The sequence below is a fragment of the Thermaerobacter sp. FW80 genome, from assembly GCF_004634385.1.
Lineage (GTDB): Bacteria > Bacillota > Sulfobacillia > Thermaerobacterales > Thermaerobacteraceae > Thermaerobacter > Thermaerobacter composti.
Genome location: NZ_CP037895.1, coordinates 861,313 through 881,715 on the forward strand (window position 1 = coordinate 861,313; position 20,403 = coordinate 881,715).

Below are 20,403 nucleotides of genomic sequence, written 5' to 3' on the forward strand. Positions count from 1 at the left end.
GTGGCGCGCACGGGCTACGACGAGAGTCAGATCCAGGTCCTCGAGGGCCTGGAGGCCGTCCGGCGGCGGCCGGGGATGTACATCGGCTCCACCGGGTCCCGCGGGTTGCACCACCTCATCTGGGAGGTGGTGGACAACGCCGTCGACGAGGCGCTGGCGGGCCGCTGCACGGAGATCGTCGTCACCCTGCACGCCGACGGCAGCTGCAGCGTGCGCGACAACGGCGGCGGCATCCCCGTGGGCATCCACCCCAAGGTGGGCAGGCCCACGGTGGAGGTCGTCCTGACCATGCTCCACGCGGGGGGCAAGTTCGACGGCCAGGCGTACAAGGTGTCCGGCGGTCTCCACGGCGTGGGCGTGTCGGTGGTCAACGCCCTCTCGGAGTGGCTGGTGGTGGAGGTGCGTCGCGACGGCCGCATCCACCGCCAGCGCTATCGGCGCGGCAAGCCGGAGACGGAGCTGGAGGTGGTGGGGACCACCGACCCCGCGGACACGGGGACCTACGTCCGGTTCAAGCCCGATCCCGAGATCTTCGATGACACGGAGTTCAAATACGAGGTCGTCGTCGGGCGACTGCGCGAGCTGGCCCTGCTGAACTCGGGCCTCTACATCGAGCTCGCGAACGAGCGCACCGGCGAGCGCAACCTGTTCCAGTTCATGGGCGGGCTGCGCTCCTTCGTGGCCCTGCTCAACCGCACCAAGGAGCCCCTGCACCCCGAGCCCATCAGCCACAAGGCGGAGCGGGACGGGGTGGAGGTGGAGATGGCCCTCCAGTGGACCACCTCCTATGTCGAGACCCTCTACTCCTTCGCCAACACGATCCACACCCACGAGGGCGGAACCCACGAGGCCGGCTTCAAGATGGCCCTCACGCGGGTGGTCAACGACTACGCCCGCAAGGCGAACCTGCTCAAGAACGGCGACGAGAACCTCTCGGGCGACGACATCCGCGAGGGGCTGACGGCCGTCCTCAGCGTCAAGTTGCCCGAACCCCAGTTCGAGGGCCAGACCAAGACCAAGCTGGGCAACTCTGAGGTCCGGGGCGTGGTCGATTCCGTCACCGGCGAAGCCCTGGCCACCTACTTTGAAGAAAACCCCCAGGTGGCGCGGCGGGTGGTGGAGAAGGCGATCACCGCCATGCGGGCCCGCGAGGCGGCGCGCAAGGCGCGGGAGCTCACCCGGCGCAAGTCCGCCCTCGAGGTCACCGCCCTGCCGGGCAAGCTGACCGACTGCACCGTCCGCGACCCGGCGATGGCGGAGCTGTTCATCGTGGAGGGCGACTCGGCCGGCGGCTCCGCCAAACAGGGCCGCGACCGGCGCTTCCAGGCCGTGTTGCCCCTGCGGGGCAAGATCCTCAACGTGGAGAAGGCACGGCTGGACAAGATCCTGGCCCACGACGAGATCCGCGCCCTCATCACCGCCATCGGCACCGGCATCGGCGAGGACTTCGACATCGGCAAGGCGCGCTACCACAAGATCATCCTGATGACCGACGCCGACGTGGACGGCGCCCACATCCGCACGCTGCTGCTGACCTTCTTCTTCCGCTACATGCGGCCGCTGATCGAGGCGGGCTACGTCTACATCGCGCAGCCGCCCCTCTACCTGGTGCGGATGGGCAAGGAAGAGCATTACTTCTACGACGACGACCAGCTGGAGGCCTTCTTCCGCCAGATCGGCAAGCGCATGCCGGCCCAGCGGTTCAAGGGCCTCGGCGAGATGAACGCCGAGCAGCTGTGGGAGACCACCATGAACCCGGAGACGCGGACGCTGCTGCAGGTGACGCTGGACGACGCCATGGCCGCGGACCAGATCTTCTCCATCCTGATGGGCAGCCGGGTGGAGCCGCGGCGGGAGTTCATCGAGCAGCACGCCCGGAAGGTGCGGTTCCTGGACACCATCGGCTGAGCCGCCGACCCCGCCGAGCCGGTTCGTCCGCAGCCCGAGGGCCGCGGGGGTGCGGCGGCGTCGCCAGCCCCTGACGGCCTCGGGCCGTCGACGGTCCGGGGACGAACCGGCACGGCCGCGAGGAGCGGCGTGGCCGCGCCCGGGAACGCATCGCGGGTGCCACGCCCGTCGGCGAGGCCGACCCCGTCCCGGTCGCGGCGCGGGCGTCGCCGCTGTGGAGGACGAGGAGCGACGCGATGGCAGAGTACACCCACGGCAAGATCCTCCCCGTCGACATCGAGGAGGAGATGAAACAATCCTACATCGATTACGCGATGAGCGTGATCGTCAACCGGGCGCTGCCCGACGTGCGGGACGGCCTCAAGCCGGTCCACCGCCGCATCCTCTACGCCATGCGGGAGGGGGGCAACACCCCGGACAAGCCCTTCAAGAAGTCCGCCCGCACCGTGGGTGACGTGCTGGGCAAGTACCACCCCCACGGCGACGCCGCCGTCTACGACGCCCTGGTGCGCATGGCCCAGGACTTCTCCATGCGCTACCCGCTGATCGAGGGCCACGGCAACTTCGGCTCCATCGACGGCGACCCGCCGGCGGCCATGCGCTACACCGAGGCGCGCCTGAGCCCGCTGGCCATGGAGCTCATGCGCGACCTGGACAAGGACACCGTCGACTTCGTCCCCAACTTCGACGAGACGGAGCAGGAGCCGGCCGTGTTGCCGGCGCGGTTCCCCAACCTGCTGGTCAACGGCGCCGCGGGCATCGCCGTGGGCATGGCCACCAACATCCCGCCCCACAACCTGCGGGAGGCCATCGACGGCGTCATCCACCTGATCGACCACCCCGACGCCAGCGATCGCGATCTGATGCGGGTGATCAAGGGGCCGGACTTCCCCACCGGCGGCATCATCGTGGGGCGGGAGGGCATCCGCCAGGCCTACACCACGGGCCGGGGCATCATCACCATCCGCGCCCACGCCCAGATCGAGACGTCGGCCAGCGGCAAGGCGCGCATCGTGGTCACCGAGATCCCCTACGAGGTGACCAAGAGCAAGATCATCGAGAAGATCGCCGAGCTGGTCCAGGAGCGGCGCATCGAGGGGATCACCGACCTGCGGGACGAGACGGACCGCTCGGGGCTGCGGGTGGTCATCGAGCTGGCGCGGGGCGCCAACCCCAACGTGATCCTGAACCAGCTCTACAAGTTCACCCCGATGCAGGTGAGCTACGGGATCATCCTGCTGGCCCTGGTGGACGGCCAGCCCCGGGTCCTCACCCTCAAGCAGCTCTTGCGCCACTACCTGGACCACCAGAAGGACGTGATCGTCCGGCGGACGCGCCATGACCTGGAGAAGGCGGAGGCCCGGGCCCACATCCTGGAGGGGCTGCGCATCGCCCTGGACCACATCGACGCGGTGATCACCCTGATCCGCCAGTCGCGCACCGTCGACGAGGCCCGCACCGGGCTGATACAGAACTTCAACCTGACGGAGAGGCAGGCCCAGGCGATTCTGGACATGCGCCTGCAGCGCCTGACGGGCCTGGAGCGCGAGAAGGTCGAGGAGGAGTACCAGGAGCTGCTCAAGGAGATCGAGTACCTGCGGGCGGTCCTGAACTCCGAGAAGATGGTGCTGGACATCATCAAGCAGGAGCTGGGCGAGATCCGCGACCGCTTCGGCGACGACCGGCGCACGAAGATCGTGGCGGGCGCCGCCGAGTTCGAGGTCGAGGACCTGATCGCCGAGGAGGACGTGGTCATCACCCTGACCCACCGGGGCTACATCAAGCGCCTGCCGGTGGACACCTACCGCAGCCAGCGCCGGGGCGGCCGGGGCGTCGCGGGCATCCAGACCCGCGAGGAGGACTTCGTCGCCCGGCTCTTCATCGCCACCACCCACGAGAACCTGCTGTTCTTCAGCAATCGGGGCAAGGTCTACCACCGCCGGGTGCACGAGATCCCCGAGGCGGGGCGCACGGCCCGCGGCACGGCCGTGGTCAACCTGATCGAGATCGAACGGGACGAACACGTCACGGCCGTGATCCCCGTGCGGGACTTCGGCGAGGACCGCGACCTCCTGATGTGCACCCGGCGCGGGGTGGTCAAGCGCACCGCCCTGGCCGAGTTCAGCCACATCCGGCGGGGGGGGCTGATCGCCCTGGCCCTGGACGCCGGGGACGAACTGGTGGCGGTCGAGCTGACCGACGGTCGCGGTGACGTGCTGCTGGTGACCCGCCAAGGCCAGGCGATCCGCTTCCCGGTGGCCGAGGTGCGGCCCATGGGGCGCACGGCGCGCGGCGTGATCGGCATCCGCCTGGACGACGGCGACGAGGTGGTGGGCATGGCGCTCGCCGAGGACGACGCCCACCTGCTGCTCATCACCGACCTCGGGTTCGGCAAGCGGACGCCGGTCCGCGACTTCCGCGTGCAGGGCCGCGGCGGCAAGGGGATCCGCGCCATCACGCTGACGCCGCGCAACGGCCGCGTGGCCGGCTTCCAGGTCGTGCGGCCGGGCGAGGAGGTCATGCTGGTGTCCCAAGGCGGCATCGTGTTGCGCGTGCCTGCGGAGCAGGTGTCCATCCAGGGGCGGGCCGCCCAGGGGGTCACGGTGATGCGCCTCGAACCCGGCGACCGGGTCTCGGCGGTGGCGACGCTGGCCCAGAAGGGCGAGTGACGGGGCGTCGCCTGCGTCGCGGGCTTCGGGTCACGGGTCGCGGGGCGGCGCCGGCGGCCGTAGGGGCGCGGCCGGCGGCCGTCCGCCACGGCGGCGGTCCCGGGCCGCGGCGGGCGCGGTGCGGTGAACCGTCGCCGCTCGCCGCCCGCGACGGCGCCCCGCCGTCGCGCGCCGCCGGAGCGGGCTTGGCGCCCGCGCCGTGCTTGCCTTGGCGCCGGACCGGGCCGAGGCGGCCCCCGAGAACAGGTCGCCACCGCCATCGGGACGAACCGGCCGACGAGAGACCCAGCGGGGGAGGCCCACGCGCCATGGACACGGAACCACGGCGAACGGCGTCGGGGGACCCGGGCGATCCGAAGGCGGCCGCTGCCGTCTTGCCGGAGGGTAAGCTGCCGGCTTCCCTCCTGGAACGCCTGGTCCTCCCGCGAATCGGGGTCCGGCGTCGCGAGGTGGTGCTCGGTGCCGCCCCGGGCGAGGACGCGGCCGCCTTGGACCTGGAGGGTGAGCTGTGCGTCGCCGCCAGCGATCCCATCACCGGGGCGGGTCACGACGCGGGCTGGCTGGCCGTGCACGTCAACTGCAACGACGTGGCCGCCACCGGCGCCGAGCCGGTGGCCGTGCTCCTGACCATCCTGCTGCCGCCGGGGACGCCCGCCGCCGTCCTGGAGGCGATCATGGCCGGCGCCCAACGGGCCGCGCGGGAGGTGGGCTGTCAGATCGCCGGCGGCCATACGGAGGTCACCCCGGGCCTGGCCCAGCCCCTGGTGATGGCCACGGCCCTGGGCCGCACCGCACCGGAGGGCCTGATGCCGAGCAGCGGCGCCCGGCCGGGGGACGTGCTGCTGATGACGAAGTGGGCAGGCTTGGAGGGCACGGCCATCCTGGCCACCGACTGCCGGCGGGCCTTGGCGGCCCGGGGTGTCCCCGGGGCCGTGCTCGATGCGGCGGCGCAGCTGGGGCGGTGGCTCAGCATCGTGCCGGAGGCGCGGCTGGCGGCCCGGCGCGGCGCCCACGCGCTGCACGACGTCACCGAGGGCGGCGTGCTGGGCGCCGTGTGGGAGATGGTGACGGCGGCCCGCCACGCCCAGGGCGACGCGGTGGGCTGCATCGTCGAGGCGGCGGCCGTCCCCGTGCGGGACGAGACCCGAGCGATCTGCGCTGCGGCGGGGGTGGATCCGCTGCGGCTCATCGGCTCCGGCGCGCTGGTGGTGGCGGCTCCGCCCGAGGCGGGGGCCCGGCTGCAGGCGGCGTGGACCGAGGCCGGCATCCCGGCGGCGGTGATCGGCCGGGTGACGGACGACGGCCGGTTGCGCGTGATCACCGAAGAAGGGTCCGAGCAGCCCCTGGAGGCGCCGGGGACCGACGCGTTGTGGATCGCCCGGGCGCGGCTCGGCGGCGACGGGACGCCCTCGTGACCGGGAAGGCCGGCGGGCGACCGCCTGGGGCCGCCGCCGGCCGGGACCGGGGGCGGGCGGCCGGGCCGTGGCGCGACCCCCATCCCGGCCCGAGCCGTGCGTCCGACGGCGGCGACCGGCGCCGCCCTCCGGCTGCGGCGGCTGCGGAGCCGATGCGCAGACCTGGGCCGGGTGGGGATCGGAGCGAAGGGGGGAACGGCTGTTGCTGGACTTGCGGTTCGTGCGCCAGAATCCGGAGGTCGTGCGCGCGGCGCTTCGCCGGCGGCGCGTGGAGGAGGGCGATCTGGACGCGCTGCTGGAGGCCGACGCCCGCTGGCGCCGTGACCTCCAGCGGCTGGAAGAGCTGCGAGCCCAGCGCAACGAGACCTCGGAGGCCATCGGCCGGTTGCGACGCCAGGGAGCCGACGCCAGCGAGCTGATCGCCGCCATGCGGCGCGTGGGCGAGACCATCAAGGAGCTCGAAGAGCGGGTGCGTCGGCTGGAGCAGGAGATCCAGGAGCGGCTGCTGCGCATCCCGATGATCCCCGATCCCGACGTGCCCGAGGGCGACGACGCCGAGGACAACGTGGAGGTGCGCCGCTGGGGGGAGCCGCCCCGCTTCGACTTCGAGCCCAAGGCCCACTGGGATCTGGGGCCGGCCCTCGGCATCCTGGACTTCGAGCGGGCGGCCAAGATCACCGGCGCGCGCTTCACCGTGTTTCGCGACCGCGGCGCGCGGCTGGTGCGGGCGCTGATCCAGTTCATGCTGGACCTGCACACGCAAGAGCACGGCTACACCGAGGTGCTGCCCCCCTTCTTGGTCCACCGTCAGAGCATGGTCGGGACGGGTCAGCTGCCCAAGTTCGAGGACGACGCCTTCCGGGTGGCGGACTCGGACCTCTTCCTGGTGCCGACGGCCGAGGTGCCGGTGACCAACCTCTACCGCGACGAGATCCTGGACGCGGCGCAGCTGCCGATCTACCACGTGGCCTACACCCCGTGCTTTCGGGCGGAGGCGGGGTCGGCCGGCCGGGACACCCGCGGCCTGATCCGCCAGCACCAGTTCGACAAGGTGGAGCTGGTGAAGTTCGTCCATCCCGACCGCTCCGCCGAGGAGCACGAGCGGCTGGTGGCCGATGCCGAGGCGGTGCTCCAGCGACTGGGCCTGCCGTATCGGGTGGTGCTGATCTGTACCGGCGACATGGGCTTCGCCCAGGCCAAGCAATACGACCTGGAGGTGTGGATGCCCAGCTACGGCCGCTACGTCGAGATCTCCTCGTGCAGCAACTACCGGGACTATCAGGCGCGCCGTGCCAACATCCGCTTCCGGCCCGAGCCCGGCGCCCGGCCGCGGTTCGTCCACACCTTGAATGGATCGGGCCTGGCGGTGGGCCGGACGCTGGCGGCGTTGCTGGAGAACTACCAGCAGGCCGACGGCAGCGTCGTGATCCCGGAGGCGCTGCGCCCGTACATGGGCGGCGTCCAACGGCTGCAGGCAGGTTGATGGCGCCGTGGCCCGTGATACAATCCAAGGTGCCGCAGCGTCGCGGTGCGTGGAAGGGTGGCGGAGTGGTTGAACGCGGCGGTCTTGAAAACCGCAGTGGGCGCACGCCCACCGTGGGTTCGAATCCCACCCCTTCCGCACGAGAGGGCCCGCGCCGCCTGGGCGGGGCGCCGCCGGTCCGGGCGCGTGGGCTGGGGGTTGCTGGCCCCGCGCCGCGCCGATGCGCGGTCACAGGCGGGTGCCGATCAGAATCAGCGCGACGCCGGCGAGGATCAGCGCCAGCTTCAGGGGCGGCATGGCACCCGCCGCGCCGGCGAGCCCGATGGCCGTCGCAAGCACCATGGCCAGGGGACCCACGGCGGCCAGCAGGGCGTTGATCTCCAGCGCCCGGTCGACGCGGGCGACCCGCCAGATGAGCAAGGCGGCCAGCACCTCGAGGCAGCCGGATACCAACCGGGTGAGGGCCATGCCGGTCGCATAGGGGTCGTTGTGGGCCACGGGCGTCCCCTCCGTTCCGTCACCACCGTACGCCGCGACACCGGCGGGCATGATGGCCGGGCGCGGCGCGGTCCCCGGGCGCGGTGCGGCGACATCGGCCGCGCGTGGCGGCGCGAGGGGCTGGCCGGCGCGGGCGCCGCCCTCGGCTTGCGCGGGTCGCGGCCCTGTGCTAAGATTGGGGCTGTCGCCGGGAAGGGTGCCTGAGAGGTCGAAAGGAGCCGCCTGCTAAGCGGTTGAGGGGCCTTTAAAGCCCCTCCGAGGGTTCGAATCCCTCCCCTTCCGCTGCGCGAGCGAATCTTGTGTGCGCCGTTAGCTCAGCCCGGATAGAGCGGCTGACTACGGATCAGCAGGTCGGGGGTTCAAATCCTCCACGGCGCACAAGACGGCTGGCCGATGGAGGCGCGCCGGTCAGCCAAAAGTCAGCCAAACGAATTGGGACCGGGTGGCGGCCCGGTCCCAATTCATACAACCCTACTCGGTTGGCGTGGCGGCCGTCTGGTGATCCTCCGGGCGGCCGCGTGTTTGTACTGCCCCGCTCGTGGATTCAACCCGCACCGGCAAACCCTCCTGCGAGTAGGTCTTCCACTCGGGCCGCGGCGGTGGCTAGGAAGTTTGCGTCTACGTGCATGTAGATGTCGGCCGTCGTGCTGATGCTGGCGTGCCCAAGGACACTCTGGACAACCTTCATCGGAATGCCGGCCTGGAGCATCAGGGTGGCGCAGGTGTGCCGCAGGGCGTGGAATGGGATTGGCGCCAGACCGGCGCGCTCCAGGACCGGCTTAAAGTGGCGCCGGACCAGGTTCTCGGGGCGCACTGGCGTACCAACGGCCGTGGTGAACACCAGCGCCCCGTAGTCATTGCACCATGCGGACCCCACCAGAAGGCGTTCCTGCGCCTGGCGGGCGCGGTGGCGGCGCAGGGCGTCGACCGCCACCGGCGGCAAGGGAACCTGACGGCCGCGCCCCGTCTTGGTCTGGGCCAGGACGAACCGCTTGCCGGCGCGGTCCCACTGCAACTGCCGCTGGACCGTCAGGGTGGCTGCGTCGAAGTCGACATCTTCCCACCGAAGGCCTAGCAGCTCGCCCTGGCGTAAGCCGCAGGTCACGGCCAGCACGAACAGAGCGTGGAACCGATCTTCTCGGGCCGCTGCCAGGAATCGGGCGGCTTGCGCCGGCGTCAGTGCTTGCATTTCCTTGCGCTCGACCTTCGGGGCTTCAACGACATCGCAAGGGTTGCGGGTGAGGATTCCGAACTTGACCGCTCGCCCTAGGGCCGCGTTGAGAACCGTAAAGATGTACCGGACGGTGCGCGGAGAAAGGCCGGCGGCTAGCTTACGGTCCAGCAGGTCCTGCACGTGGGCCGGCGTCAAGCGCTCCAGCTTGATCCGGCCAATTTCGGGGGACAGGTGGTGGCGCACGATGTAGCTGTAGCTTTCCAGGGTGCGCGGCCGCAGGCCATGCTTGACGCTATCGAGCCACGTCGCCAGGTAGTCGCCCGTTGTCACCGATGCGCCCGCGGCTAGGCGCCCGGCGCGCAGGTCAGCCAGCAGCTCTTGCAGGGCCTTCTTAGCCTCCGCCCTGGTCCTGCACACCCGCGTTTTGCGACGCCTGCGGCCATCGCCGGTGTAGACTGTGACCGCCGCTACCCACTTGTTGTCGGACTTGCGCTGGTAGATGCTACCCTCGTTATGCCCGCGCCGCTTCGGCATGACGATCACCGTGCCGCTCGAAGTAGGCCATCGCGTACCGGGCCACTGCCTCAGCCTCTTCGCGACTCTCACAGAGGGCCACGGGGTAGGCCCGCAAATCCTGGCTGATGGCTATCACGCCGAACTGCCCATCGTCACGCAGCCGACTGTTCGCCGACCCTTCGGGCGTAAACCAAAAGTAGACCTCTCTTACCTGACCAGCCTCCCGCCGGATTTCCTCCAGGCGCGCGTCCAGGGAGGACGTGTCGAGCACGGTTCATCCCTCCTTGTGGCAGACTTGACAGGACTTGCGAGGCCATTATAATACCAAGTGGTTAGCAGTGCAATGGGAGGCGTGGCGATGAGCCCTGACGAGCTGATTGCGCGTGCTAGGAAACTCGGCGCCACCATCGGGCGCTCGACGCTGAACCTGTGGAAGCGGGAAGGGCTCGTCACCCCTCCCAAGGAAGGCAGTCTCGGGCGCGGCCGCGGGCGGTTCGCGGATTACCCGGAGGAAGCGCTTTGGGAGGCCGTAGCCGCCTGGGCTGCTCGGAATAAAGCGGGCCTGCGGACAACGAACAAGCGAATCCGCGCCATTAGGGAAGAGTTGCTCGCGTGGTATGCGAGCGGCTTTGACTTCCGCAAGCTGAAGGTGCCATATGAGTTGCTGTTCCACGGCGTGGGTCAGCGATACCCCGTGGTAGTAGGTGATTCGCCGTTCTTTAACTGGCTGGTTGCGTACGAGAAGGCAAAGGCCGGCATACCGCTGGCGATGCCCGTAGAACTGTCCATCGTGCGCGTGAGAGCCACAGGTGAGGTGAAGCTGGAGATAGCAGAGGCGTCAGGGGGCACGCCTGACGTGGTGGTTTTCACCGAAGAGTAGACCTTTTTCTTGCATTGCACTGCTAAGTAGATAGCTGTGTAAAGGGGTGGTGCGCGGTGGCAAAGGAACGGATGCGGCTGGCCGATGCCCCTGACCTGATGGACCCACGCCACGTGATGGCCCTAACGGGGCTGAATCGCAACACCGTTTACACCTACCTGCGCGCGGGCGTGATTCCGAATGTCCGCGTGGGCCGTAGGTTCCTGATTCCCAAGGCTGCGTTCGTGCAGTGGCTGGAGAAGGGCGCGGCCCGTAACGGAGGCGATGCGGCGTGAGGGCGGTAGCAACGGAGAACCGCCCGCTCGACGGCGGGCGGCAAGCCAAAAAGGACCGCAGGGGACTCTCTGGGTCGATTGTAACGCAAACCCAGCAGCACAACCAGATGCTGAGGGCGGCGCTGTATTACGCCACCCACTTCCGCTGGGCGGTGCTGCCCCTCCATTCCATCCGGGGCGGGCGCTGCACGTGCGGCGACACTGATTGCAAGAGCCCTGGCAAGCACCCACTCACCAAGCATGGCGTCCATGACGCCACCCGAGACGCCGACACAATCCGCCGCTGGTGGACCCGTTGGCCGTCGGCGAATGTTGGTATCGCCACGGGGCGCGCGAGCGGGTTCTGGGTATTGGACGTGGATCCGGACAAGGGCGGCAGTGAGGCCCTGCACGAGCTAGAGGCCAAACACGGGCGGTTACCCGATACGGTAGAGGCCATCACCGGCGGCGGTGGCCGCCACATCCTCTTCCGGTGGCCCGGGCGACCCGTCGCCAACAAGGTTGCGCTGGCCCCGGGGCTGGACGTGCGAGGCGACGGCGGATACATCGCTGCAGCCCCTTCCCGTCACGAAAGCGGCCGGCGGTACGCCTGGGAAGTGTCATCCCGCCCGGGTGAGGTACCTATGGCCGCTGCCCCCGCATGGCTGCTGGCCCTGGTCGACGACGGCGCGGCCCGGAATGGTAGCGCGGTGTCGGCGGAGGAATGGCGCAAGCTGGCGGCGTTCGGGGTGGCAGAGGGCGCCCGCAACAATACCATTGCCCGCTTCGCCGGCCACCTGTTGCGGCGGGGCGTGGACCCCTACGTGACAGCCCTCTTGATGTTGGCGCTGAACGAGGCCCGGTTTAAGCCGCCCCTGGATGCGGCAGAGGTCCTGCGGACGGTCAACAGCATTGCCAAAGCGGAGGCTCGCCGACGCGGGCTGCTGCACAGGGGGCGGTCGGCATGAACGTGAACCTGGATGGGCTCGCGGCCCTGGTCCAAGGCAACGGTGCCCGTGTTGTCGAGCGGCGGCCGGCGGTTAAGCGGCTGGCCGACGTGGCGCCGGAGGAAGTCAAGTGGCTGTGGTATCCCTACGTCCCCTTGGGCAAGTTGACCATTTTGGAGGGCGACCCGGGGGTAGGTAAGACCTGGCTGGCCCTGCGGTTGGCGGCGGCCGTGTCTCGCGGCGAGCCGCTGCCAGGGCTTGACGGGGTGCCGCGTGAATGGCGTGAACCCGCTAATGTGCTGTACCTGACGGCCGAGGATGGGCTCGGTGACACCCTGCGCCCCCGTCTGGACGCGGCAGGGGCGGACCCGGCCAGGGTGTTTGCCCTGACCGGCTGGCGGGGTACGGACGAGAAGGGGCGCGAACACGGCGGCACCGTCACCCTTCAGGACCTGGACGTGATCGAGGCCGCCCTGGCTGCGCACCGCCCCGCACTGGTGGTGGTCGACCCCATTCAGGCGTACGTGGGCGCCGGCGTGGACATTCACAGGGCGAACGAAGTGCGCGCCGTCCTGTCGGGGATGAGCGCTCTGGCGGAGCGGTACGGGTGCGCGGTGGTGCTGATCCGCCACCTTGCCAAGAGCACCACCGACCGCGCCATCTATCGCGGTCTGGGCTCCATCGACTTTGCCGCCGCAGTGCGCAGCATGCTGGTCGTTGCGCAGGACCCCAATGACGAAGAGGGGCGCCGGCGTATCGTTGCCCATTCGAAGGCGTCCTTGACCGAAAAAGGGCCGTCACTGGCGTTTAGCATCCGCGACGGGGCCTTCTTCTGGGAAGGCGTTTCCGACGTGGACGCGGAGGCGCTGCTGGCCCCGCGGGTTGAGAGCGACGGGGAGCCAAAGCTGCCCCGGGCCATCGAGTGGCTGCTGGAGGTTCTGGCCGAGGGGCCGGTGCCATCTCGTGAGATCGAAAAGCGCGCCGAGGTTGAGATCGGTGCCAGCAAGCGCACCCTGTGGCGCGCCGCCCGCCAGGTTGGCGTTCGCACCCGCAAGGTTGGCCGTACGTGGGTCTGGGAGCTGCTCGAACGCCATGGCACAGATACTGGGCCAACTGTGCCAAACAATTCGCTGGCACAGTTGGCACATTTCGAAGAAACCCGCGCCACACAAGGGTTTTCCTCAACGGTCAAGTCCCGAACTGTCTGTAAAAGCGGTCTGGGTCATGCCACGGTGGCAGCGGGTGAAACCTCTTTCTGCGCCGCTCTTTGCCGTTGCCGCTCCTCGATGTAGCGCTCCAGCTGCTTTCGTTCGTGCTCGCTGAACTGCACCCGCCGCCAGCGCTCACTCGCCCGCCACAGCACGGCGAAGACTAGCTTCAGGCACTCCCGCTCGCTCCGAAACCGCGGGATCACCTTGGCGCGCCGCCGCTCCTCCTCGAAGCTGCGCTCCACCAGGTTGGTGGTCCGGACATGCTTGCGGTGGGCGGCGGGTAGCCGCAGGTGCGCCAGGCTCGCTTCCAGGTCCTCCTGCAGGCTCCGCATGGCCGAGGGATACTCCCGCCCGAACCGCTCCACCACCTCGGCCACCAGCCGCCGGCCCTGCTCGATATCCGGTGCGTCCCGGATCGCCTCCAGGTAGGGCTTGAGCACGGGCCGCGCCTCCTCCGGCACCTTGTCCAGCACGTTCCGCATCTTGTGCACCCAGCAGCGGATGCGCTCCGCCTCCGGCCACATGGCTTCCACCGCCTGGATCAGCCCCGGCGCCCCGTCCGTCGTCACCGTCAGCGGCGTCTTCAGCCCCCGGCGCACCAGATCCCGGAAGTGCTCCAGCCAGTCCTCGTAGCGCTCCTTGTTGCCCAGGCTCAGGTGCACCAGCACCTTGCTGCCGTCGCTCAAGATGGCCCAGGTGACCAGGATGCCCTCACGGCAGCCCGCCTGCCGGCGCAGCGACTCGTAGATGGCGTCGGCGAACAGGTACACCACGTCGAGGCCTGACAGGTCCCGCTGGGCAAAGGCCTCGAACTCCTCGTGGAGCGCCTCGGTGATCCGGCTCACGGTGGACCGGCTCAAAAGCGGCGCTTCGCTGCCCGCCAGCTCCGCCAGCGCATCCTCGATGTCCCGGGTAGAGAGGCCCCGGGCGTACATCTCCACCACCAGGCGCTCCAGCACGTCCGTCCGCCGCTTGAGGGCCCTCCACAGCGTGGGCTGGCACAGTCCCTCCATGCCCCGCACCTGGGGGACGTCGATCTCGAGCCGCCCCTCGGCGCAACGCAGCGTCCGCGGCTTGTAGCCGTTGCGGGCGCCTTCCTGGCCAGGCTCGCGCCGCTCGTAGCGTCCGCGCCCCAAAAGCTCCGTGACCTCTGCCTCCAGCAGCTCCTGGATGAGCTTGCGGGCGCCCAGGCGGACGAGGGCATGGGTCAGGTCCTCGACCTCAGTACCCTCCCGGGCCTGCGCGGCCAGCTGCCGGGCCAGCTCCGCCAACTGCTGGCTGGGTGGTATCCTGGACATAGGTCTGGGTCCTCCTCGGTGTGCCCCAGCTGGGGCGAGTTTTCCGACGCCACCGATGGTAGCCCAGACCGCTTCGCGTTTACAGACAGTTTAGGACGTCACCTTCCTCAACTGTGCCAAGTGTGCCAAGCCAGAGTGTGTCACACATGAACGGGGTCGCAGAGGCGGCCGCGTCGGATGAGGTCGAGGAGGGCTGGCTATGACGGCAGCCGCCCTCCTGACCGAACTGCGCCGGCGGGGTGTCGAGGTTTGGGCTGACGGTGACCGCCTCTGCTATCGCGCTCCGCGGGGTGCGCTGACGCCCGAACTGCGCGAGGCCGTACGGGCGCACAAAGGCGAACTGCTGGCGGTTCTGCGTAGTGACCGGCCGCGTTTCTGGCCGCTGGAGGCGTGGCAGGAAGAGTGGGGCTGGGTGTCGGTGCGCGACCCCTGCACCGGCATCGTTCACCAAATCCGGTGGCGAGACTGCCCGCAGTGGCTGAGGCGGCGGGCGCAGGAGGGATGAACAATGCGCTGGCAACGGGTGTTGGCGGACTTTGCTCTCGGCTTGGCACTTGGGCGGCTGTTGTCGGTGGTGTTCCGGGCGGCGGGGTGGCTGCCATGGTGAGGCGGGTCAAGCTGGTTCCCTTCTATTGCCCTGCCTGCCGGCGGGTTGTGGCCGAGGCGCTGGAACGCAGCACGGTCTTCTGTCGGTGCGGTTGCCGGTGCGTGGCGGTGGCGCAACAGGCTGTGTTGCCGCGGGCGCCCCGTCTGCGGGGCAGGGTGCGGGCTGTCCAAAACGTCCAAACCGTAGGGGCTGTAGAAAAATTCCGGGCCGGCGACCCGGAAACCGGCGGGCCCCCCTCGCGCGCGCAAAACCCGCAAAAACATATGGCGTTTGGGCGGTGGTGAGGCATGGGCAGAAGGCCACGTCCAATTGAACTGCACGTCCTGAGCGGCCGCCACAAGCGGTCTAAACGCGAGATTGAGGCGAGAAAGCAGGCGGAAGCGGCCCTGCGACCGGCGGCGGACGATTTAACCCCGCCCGAGTGGCTGGATGAAGCCGCCCGGACAGTGTTCGAGCGGGTTGTGAAAGCTTTCGAAGCGGCCGGAGTGCAGGTCCTCAGCAACGCCGACGTGGGCGTGCTGGCGGTGTACGCGGACGCGACCGCCCGGTACGCTGAGGCGGCGCGGATCGTGCAGGAGCAAGGCCTTGTTCTGGGCGGGAAGCCCCACCCGGCCGTTCGGGTGGCGGAATTGTACGCCCGAATCGCCCACCAGGCCGCCGGGCGATTGGGGTTGGACCCCGCCTCCCGGGCGGCCCTGGCCAAGGCAGCCGGAGAGGCGGCGCAGAGGGACCGCTTTTCGGAGCTTTTCGAGGGGGATGATCCGCATGCTTCGTGAGGCTGTGCAGGTCCTAAGCGACGAGGAATTGCGGCTGGCGCGGCTCTTGGCGTGGGAGGAAGTAAAGGACGCCCCGGAGGGCTCCCGCCTCCAGGACGTTTGGAGCGGTGTCCTTGCCACCCTGGTATTCGAGTCTATCCGCCGGGCCGGCGCCCCTGTGGACGAGGTGACGGCCGCCATTGAGGATGTCCTGCGGGCGGACGTGGCCGCAGCGGACGAGCTTTCCTGGCGGAAGGCGCACGAGGCCCTGGGCGGCTACGCCACTGGACGCGCCGGTTACGTGCTGGCGCAGGGGCCGGCCGGTGAAGCGATCCTGCGGTTCCCGCGGCTGGAGCGGTTCTGGCGCGAGGTCCAGCGGTTCGTGGAGGCGGGTGGTGCGGCGTGACGGACAACCCCTATTGGCGTGAGTGGCGGGATTTTGTGCGCTCTGTCCTCGAACAGGGCCGGACCATGACGCCCGAGGAACGCGAGAAGGCCGAGGCCCTGGTCCGCGAGGCGCGGGCCTGGGAACGGCGGGAGAGGCGCAAGGCAAAGAGGCTGGCCCGGGGCGGCGAATGGGTGGAAAAGCAGGCCAGTTTGTGATACAATATTACGGGCCGCGGTGGAGCGGTCCACTGAACAAGCAATTGAACCTGTCGGGGCCGGTGGAGGCGCCCGACAGGCCCGGAACTCGGTGGAGAGCCCGGGCCAATCCCTGCGAACGCAGGGGCTGGCCCGGGTTTTGCCTTTTTGGGGGTCCATCGAATGGGCAAGCGGCGGTTTTGGCAGTTCCGGGCGGCGGCCGCCCCGAAGGCGGCGGAGCTCCTGCTGTACGGCCCTATCAGCGACGTGACGTGGTGGGGCGACGAGGTGACGCCCAAGCAGTTCTACGAGGACCTGCAGGGCCTGGGCGACGTCCAGGAGCTTCGCGTGTACATCAACAGCCCGGGCGGGGACGCCTTCGCCGGGCAAGCTATCTACTCGATGCTGAAGCGCCACCCGGCGAAGGTGACGGTGTACATCGATGGTCTGGCGGCGTCGGCGGCGTCGCTCGTTGCCATGGCAGGCGACCGGATCATCATCCCCCGCAACGGCATGATGATGGTCCATAACCCGTGGGTTATCGCCGCCGGAGATGCTGCCTTCTTGCGCCAGGTTGCGGACGAACTCGACAAGGCCCGCGAGGCCATGATCCCGGTGTACGAGGCTAGGACGGGGCTCTCGCGCGAAAAGATCATCGAACTGCTGGACGCCGAGACGTGGATGACCGCCGAGGAAGCCGTCGAGCTGGGCTTCGCGGATGAGATCGAGGAGGCCAAGCAGGTGGCCGCCTCAGTGCGGGGCTCGACGCTGGTAGTCAACGGCGTCGAGGTGGACCTGTCGCGGTTCCGCAACAGGCCGAAGCTTGGGGGGCATGGAGGCATGAAGCTCAAGGACATTGCAGCCGCCCTGGAGTCTGAGCAGGCGGCGATTTTGGACCGGGCGCAGGCGGAAAAGCGGAGCATCACGCCCGAGGAGGAGCAGAGCTATCTCCAACTTGGGCGGCTCCACCTGTACGCCAAGGAGTTGGCGGCTGTGGAGGATGAGGGCGAAGGCGGGGGCGAGCGACCCATGAGCCGGGCGTTACGAGAACTGCACATGAACCTGGCCGAGGCGGAGGAGCGCGCCCGGGCGGCTATCGAGGCCCGGGACATGGAGGCTGCGGAAGCTGCCATGGAGCAGGTGCGATCCCTGCGGAAGCAGGTCCAGAAGGAGGAAGCTGCCTTGGAAAAAGAGCGTGAAATCGTCGGTGTTGCGGTGCAGGTCAAGAGGGCCAAGGGCGCCTTTGCGAAGGCCATCCTGGACGCCGGCTTTAACCTGCGGGAGCGGCCGGTGGTGACCGTACCTCTGGCCCAGGCCTTCCCGCCGGAGGAAACCTGGCGGGTGCGGCCGCCGGAGGGCATTCTGCCCCTGGGCCGTGACGAGCGGTGGCTGTTCCCGTTGCTGCCCAGCCGCGACCTGGAGGGCACCACGGCCATCGAAGACTTCCGCCAGACCGGCCGGACGGTGACCGGCAGCATTGAGCGCGACCCGGCCGCGACCACCGATAAGGCGACCGTGAACGTGGCCGTGGAGCATGTCGTGGAGAAGGTGCGGCAGTTTGCCGTCGTGATCCCGGACATTCCGAACCAGGTTTTCGACTCCATTGCCACGGCTGAGGCCTTCTTGAACGCTGAGGGCCGTTTTGCGGTGGAGCAGGCCATCGACCAGCACGTGATGGCGCAGATCATGGCGGCGAACCCGCCCAGCTCCTACACGGGCGCCAACCTGATCGAGCAGGTCCGCCACGCCATCGCGGCCATGCGGGCGGAGGGCCTGAACCCCGACATTCTGGTGGTCACGCCTGACGACGCGGTGGCCCTGGACCTGTTCAAGCAGCCGGGCACGCAGGACTATGCCTTCCAGACCCGCGAGGCCGGCGTTGCGTCGCCCCTGTGGGGCCTGCGGATCGTGGAGCATACGGCCGCGGCCAGCCATCCGCCGATCCTGATTGACAGCCGGAGGTTGGGTGTGTTCTACCGCGCCACGCTGCGAGCTGCTGCGGATCCCTACACGGGCTTCCGGCAGAACCTGACCACGCTGCGGTTTGAGATCAACGCCCTGTTCCACGTCCGCAACCCGAAGGCGGCGCACTTGATCCAGCAGGCGGTGTGACCCTAACGCATCTCACGGTTCATTGTGCATCAACCTCCGCACGGGCAGGCGGCTCCGGCCGCCTGTTCGTGTTCACGTTTCCGTATCGCTCCTAACATGCAGGCGGCCCGTGGGAGGGGCCGCCTGTGCTATCATTTGGCCGAGAATAAGGGGGAAGCGCGAGGGGGTTGTTGTGTCGTGGATTTGGTCCAAATCCTTGCTCTCGCGGCGTTTATCTACATTATAGTCCAGGCTGTGAAGTTGGCAGAGCAGAGCTATAAAAAGGCGTCTGAGGCGAAAAATCCGTTTGAAAGGGACCAGGCAACGATGGAGGCTCGCGTCATCATAGGCTTTATTGTTTTCCTTCTTCTCGGCCTGGCCCTGGTAAAGCAATAGCTGATACGTGGTATAATAGATATTGCCCAAAACCACGGTGCATCGCCCTAGCGTGGGCGTTGCCGTTGTGGTCCATGCGCCCAGGTCAAAGGGCTGCGGGTGTCCCCCGCGGCCCTTCTTTTGCCCGTGGCAGCGGTCAGCCAAATGGTCAGCCAAATGGACGGGATTAGGCCGGACTCGGCAACAAACGCACGTCCGCTAGGTGCCACGAACCCGCATGACACAACACTTCATTGGACGTGTTGGGACACCGTAGGAGACGCGGCCCCGAACTACGGATCAGCAGGTCGGGGGTTCAAATCCTCCACGGCGCACATCAAAAAGCCGCATGGCACAAGGGAAAACGGGGCCATACCCGCTCGGGGTATGGCCCCGTTCCCGTTCAAAGTGCTGCGATCTGGCTGGGATCCGGCCCGCTTTTCCCCCACCCGTGCCCGCAGCGGCTCCACCGCAGCAACCTGCCGGTGCAGGGCGGGCGTGGCATCGCCGTCGTCCCGCGGGAGGGGGCCGCGGGGACCCTTCAAGGCATGCGGCGCCCGGGCCGTGCGCCCGACCCGCCCAGGCAGCCGCTGTCGAGCCCGCCCCAGGGTCGATTCCCCGGACCCCTCGTCGCCGAGGTGAACGCCTGGGACCCGCCGCGGGCGCGCCCCCGCCGCCGGACACGACCATGGGCCCGGGGCGCCTCCCTTCCTCTAGGGCGGGCGCCGGCCGACTTCGGCCTCCAGGCGGCGACCGGCGAGTCTATGGGGTCGCTGGCGGCATGCGCCGGCGCAGCAGCTGGAGCAAGGGGTAGCCCAGCAGGAACACGACCCCTGCCTCGCCCGCGGCGATCCAGAGCACCCAGGGCAGGTACGGGGTGTGGGTGAGGAAGGCGAGGTAGCCGCCCACCAGCACCGCGTTGAAGACCACGGGCGAGAGGTAGCCGATGGGGTGGAACCGCCACCGCCGGGTCACCAGGGCGGCGACCAGCGTGACCAGCGACCCGCCCGCCACATCCCACAACCCGAAGGGGCTCTGCAGGTTCGCGAGCGCGACGCCGACGAACAGGCCGGGCACGGCCTCGGCCCAGATCATGGGCAGCAACGTCAAGGCCTCGCTGACCCGGAACTGGATCTGACCGAAGGAGATCGGCTGGAAGACCCAGGTGAGCACCACGTAGAGCGCGGCGATCATCGCTGCGCGCAGCCAGCGGCGCAGGTCCATGGACGTCCTGCCTCCCTCGCTCCCCATCCCGCCCAGGGCGGCCGCGGCGATGCCAGCGCGCACCCGGTGTGCCCGGCCGGGCCGTCGCGACGCCCGGGTCACCGGGCCCGGCACCGGCGCCCGCCTTGGGGTGGACGGCGGCGGTGGACGATGCCTGCCCGCGACGGTAGCGCCGCCCCGCTCACCGGCCACCGCCCCGTCGCGGCCCGCAGGCGGCGCCGGCGTGCCAGGCCGCACCGCGGCCCGAGCGCCGGCCGGCCAGGCCCCGGGGTGGCCTGGCGGCGCCCACGGGGCCGTCCGCGATGACCGACGACCCCGCTCCATGGTAGAATAAGCCCGCGGCCCCTGCATCGCGGGTGCAGGGGTGGCGTGCGCCCGTAGCTCAGGTGGAAGAGCGCTTCCGTCCTAAGGAAGGCGTCGGGGGTTCGAGTCCTCCCGGGCGCACCCTCGCGCCGGTGAGCCGTCCAACGCGGCGGTGGGGCCGTTGCGGCCGCCGGCGTCCGTGCAGCTGGGGCG

The 20,403-nt window shown here is 69.2% G+C and carries 19 protein-coding genes and 4 tRNA genes; 18 read left to right on the forward strand and 5 right to left on the reverse strand.

Translation table 11 applies throughout. The features are described from left to right. The 5 genes from gyrB (at nt 1) to E1B22_RS03720 (ending at nt 7,613) form a co-directional block, all read left to right on the forward strand. Nucleotides 1-1,908, forward strand: coding sequence for a DNA topoisomerase (ATP-hydrolyzing) subunit B (gyrB, locus tag E1B22_RS03700; RefSeq protein WP_135224614.1), 1,908 nt, complete (start codon nt 1-3; stop codon nt 1,906-1,908). Nucleotides 1,909-2,144: 236 nt separating this feature from the next. Continuing rightward, a complete protein-coding gene (gene gyrA / locus E1B22_RS03705; protein ID WP_135224615.1) occupies nt 2,145-4,577 on the forward strand; it encodes a DNA gyrase subunit A in 2,433 nt (810 codons plus the stop codon). Between the two features lie 308 nt (nt 4,578-4,885). Then, nucleotides 4,886-5,992: an AIR synthase family protein gene (locus tag E1B22_RS03710; protein ID WP_135224616.1), complete on the forward strand. Its 1,107-nt coding sequence runs from the start codon at nt 4,886-4,888 to the stop codon at nt 5,990-5,992. A 202-nt stretch (nt 5,993-6,194) separates the two neighbouring features. Further along, nucleotides 6,195-7,475 carry a serine--tRNA ligase gene (gene serS / locus E1B22_RS03715; protein WP_135224617.1) on the forward strand — a complete coding sequence of 427 codons (1,281 nt, stop codon included), beginning with the start codon at nt 6,195-6,197 and terminating at the stop codon, nt 7,473-7,475. A gap of 51 nt (nt 7,476-7,526) precedes the next feature. Further along, nucleotides 7,527-7,613: transfer RNA gene (locus tag E1B22_RS03720), tRNA-Ser, on the forward strand. A 90-nt stretch (nt 7,614-7,703) separates the two neighbouring features. Here E1B22_RS03720 and E1B22_RS03725 read toward each other — a convergent pair. After that, nucleotides 7,704-7,973 carry a DUF2619 domain-containing protein gene (locus E1B22_RS03725; protein ID WP_135224618.1) on the reverse strand — a complete coding sequence of 90 codons (270 nt, stop codon included), beginning with the start codon at nt 7,971-7,973 and terminating at the stop codon, nt 7,704-7,706. 190 nt (nt 7,974-8,163) lie between these two features. Between E1B22_RS03725 and E1B22_RS03730 the strand changes: the two genes are divergently transcribed. Beyond that, nucleotides 8,164-8,255: transfer RNA gene (locus E1B22_RS03730), tRNA-Ser, on the forward strand. 21 nt (nt 8,256-8,276) lie between these two features. Continuing rightward, a tRNA-Arg gene (locus tag E1B22_RS03735) sits at nt 8,277-8,351 on the forward strand. A 166-nt stretch (nt 8,352-8,517) separates the two neighbouring features. On the opposite strand, the gene E1B22_RS03740 is transcribed toward E1B22_RS03735, so the two are convergent. Continuing rightward, nucleotides 8,518-9,681: a tyrosine-type recombinase/integrase gene (locus E1B22_RS03740; RefSeq protein ID WP_243123826.1), complete on the reverse strand. Its 1,164-nt coding sequence runs from the start codon at nt 9,679-9,681 to the stop codon at nt 8,518-8,520. Then, entirely contained in the window at nt 9,659-9,934 is a 276-nt protein-coding gene (locus tag E1B22_RS03745) for a hypothetical protein (protein ID WP_135224620.1), read from the reverse strand. The genes E1B22_RS03740 and E1B22_RS03745 overlap by 23 nt, the downstream gene beginning before the upstream one ends. Before the next feature lie 87 nt (nt 9,935-10,021). Here E1B22_RS03745 and E1B22_RS03750 point away from each other — a divergent pair, with 87 nt between their 5' ends. The 4 genes from E1B22_RS03750 (at nt 10,022) to E1B22_RS03765 (ending at nt 13,036) form a co-directional block, all read left to right on the forward strand. Further along, nucleotides 10,022-10,543, forward strand: coding sequence for a hypothetical protein (locus E1B22_RS03750; RefSeq protein ID WP_135224621.1), 522 nt, complete (start codon nt 10,022-10,024; stop codon nt 10,541-10,543). A 56-nt stretch (nt 10,544-10,599) separates the two neighbouring features. Continuing rightward, entirely contained in the window at nt 10,600-10,818 is a 219-nt protein-coding gene (locus E1B22_RS03755) for a helix-turn-helix domain-containing protein (protein ID WP_135224622.1), read from the forward strand. Nucleotides 10,819-10,925: 107 nt separating this feature from the next. After that, entirely contained in the window at nt 10,926-11,765 is an 840-nt protein-coding gene (locus tag E1B22_RS03760; RefSeq protein WP_135224623.1) for a bifunctional DNA primase/polymerase, read from the forward strand. Beyond that, nucleotides 11,762-13,036, forward strand: a complete 1,275-nt coding sequence (locus E1B22_RS03765) for an AAA family ATPase (protein WP_135224624.1) — start codon at nt 11,762-11,764, stop codon at nt 13,034-13,036. The genes E1B22_RS03760 and E1B22_RS03765 overlap by 4 nt, the downstream gene beginning before the upstream one ends. Here the strand turns inward: E1B22_RS03765 and E1B22_RS03770 are convergent. Continuing rightward, nucleotides 12,967-14,253, reverse strand: a complete 1,287-nt coding sequence (locus E1B22_RS03770; RefSeq protein WP_135224104.1) for an IS256 family transposase — start codon at nt 14,251-14,253, stop codon at nt 12,967-12,969. The two genes, E1B22_RS03765 and E1B22_RS03770, sit on opposite strands and share 70 nt — an antisense overlap. A 199-nt stretch (nt 14,254-14,452) precedes the next feature. Here E1B22_RS03770 and E1B22_RS03775 point away from each other — a divergent pair, with 199 nt between their 5' ends. From E1B22_RS03775 to E1B22_RS03800, 6 genes are all read left to right on the forward strand, one after another. Next, on the forward strand, nt 14,453-14,758 hold the full coding sequence (locus tag E1B22_RS03775) for a hypothetical protein (protein WP_135224625.1): 306 nt from the start codon (nt 14,453-14,455) through the stop codon (nt 14,756-14,758). Between the two features lie 389 nt (nt 14,759-15,147). Next, on the forward strand, nt 15,148-15,636 hold the full coding sequence (locus E1B22_RS03780) for a phage terminase small subunit P27 family (RefSeq protein WP_135224626.1): 489 nt from the start codon (nt 15,148-15,150) through the stop codon (nt 15,634-15,636). Further along, complete coding sequence (locus E1B22_RS03785) at nt 15,626-16,021, forward strand: hypothetical protein (protein WP_135224627.1); 396 nt, start codon at nt 15,626-15,628, stop codon at nt 16,019-16,021. The genes E1B22_RS03780 and E1B22_RS03785 overlap by 11 nt, the downstream gene beginning before the upstream one ends. Then, nucleotides 16,018-16,218 carry a hypothetical protein gene (locus tag E1B22_RS03790; RefSeq protein WP_135224628.1) on the forward strand — a complete coding sequence of 67 codons (201 nt, stop codon included), beginning with the start codon at nt 16,018-16,020 and terminating at the stop codon, nt 16,216-16,218. Before E1B22_RS03785 ends, E1B22_RS03790 begins: the two co-directional genes overlap by 4 nt. Before the next feature lie 162 nt (nt 16,219-16,380). Continuing rightward, nucleotides 16,381-18,309, forward strand: coding sequence for a head maturation protease, ClpP-related (locus E1B22_RS03795; RefSeq protein WP_135224629.1), 1,929 nt, complete (start codon nt 16,381-16,383; stop codon nt 18,307-18,309). 177 nt (nt 18,310-18,486) lie between these two features. After that, nucleotides 18,487-18,684, forward strand: a complete 198-nt coding sequence (locus E1B22_RS03800; protein ID WP_135224630.1) for a hypothetical protein — start codon at nt 18,487-18,489, stop codon at nt 18,682-18,684. Between the two features lie 741 nt (nt 18,685-19,425). Here the strand turns inward: E1B22_RS03800 and E1B22_RS03805 are convergent. Further along, nucleotides 19,426-19,887 carry a QueT transporter family protein gene (locus E1B22_RS03805; RefSeq protein WP_135225933.1) on the reverse strand — a complete coding sequence of 154 codons (462 nt, stop codon included), beginning with the start codon at nt 19,885-19,887 and terminating at the stop codon, nt 19,426-19,428. A 371-nt stretch (nt 19,888-20,258) separates the two neighbouring features. Between E1B22_RS03805 and E1B22_RS03815 the strand changes: the two genes are divergently transcribed. Then, nucleotides 20,259-20,331 (forward strand) — tRNA-Arg (locus tag E1B22_RS03815). Nucleotides 20,332-20,403 lie beyond the last annotated feature (72 nt).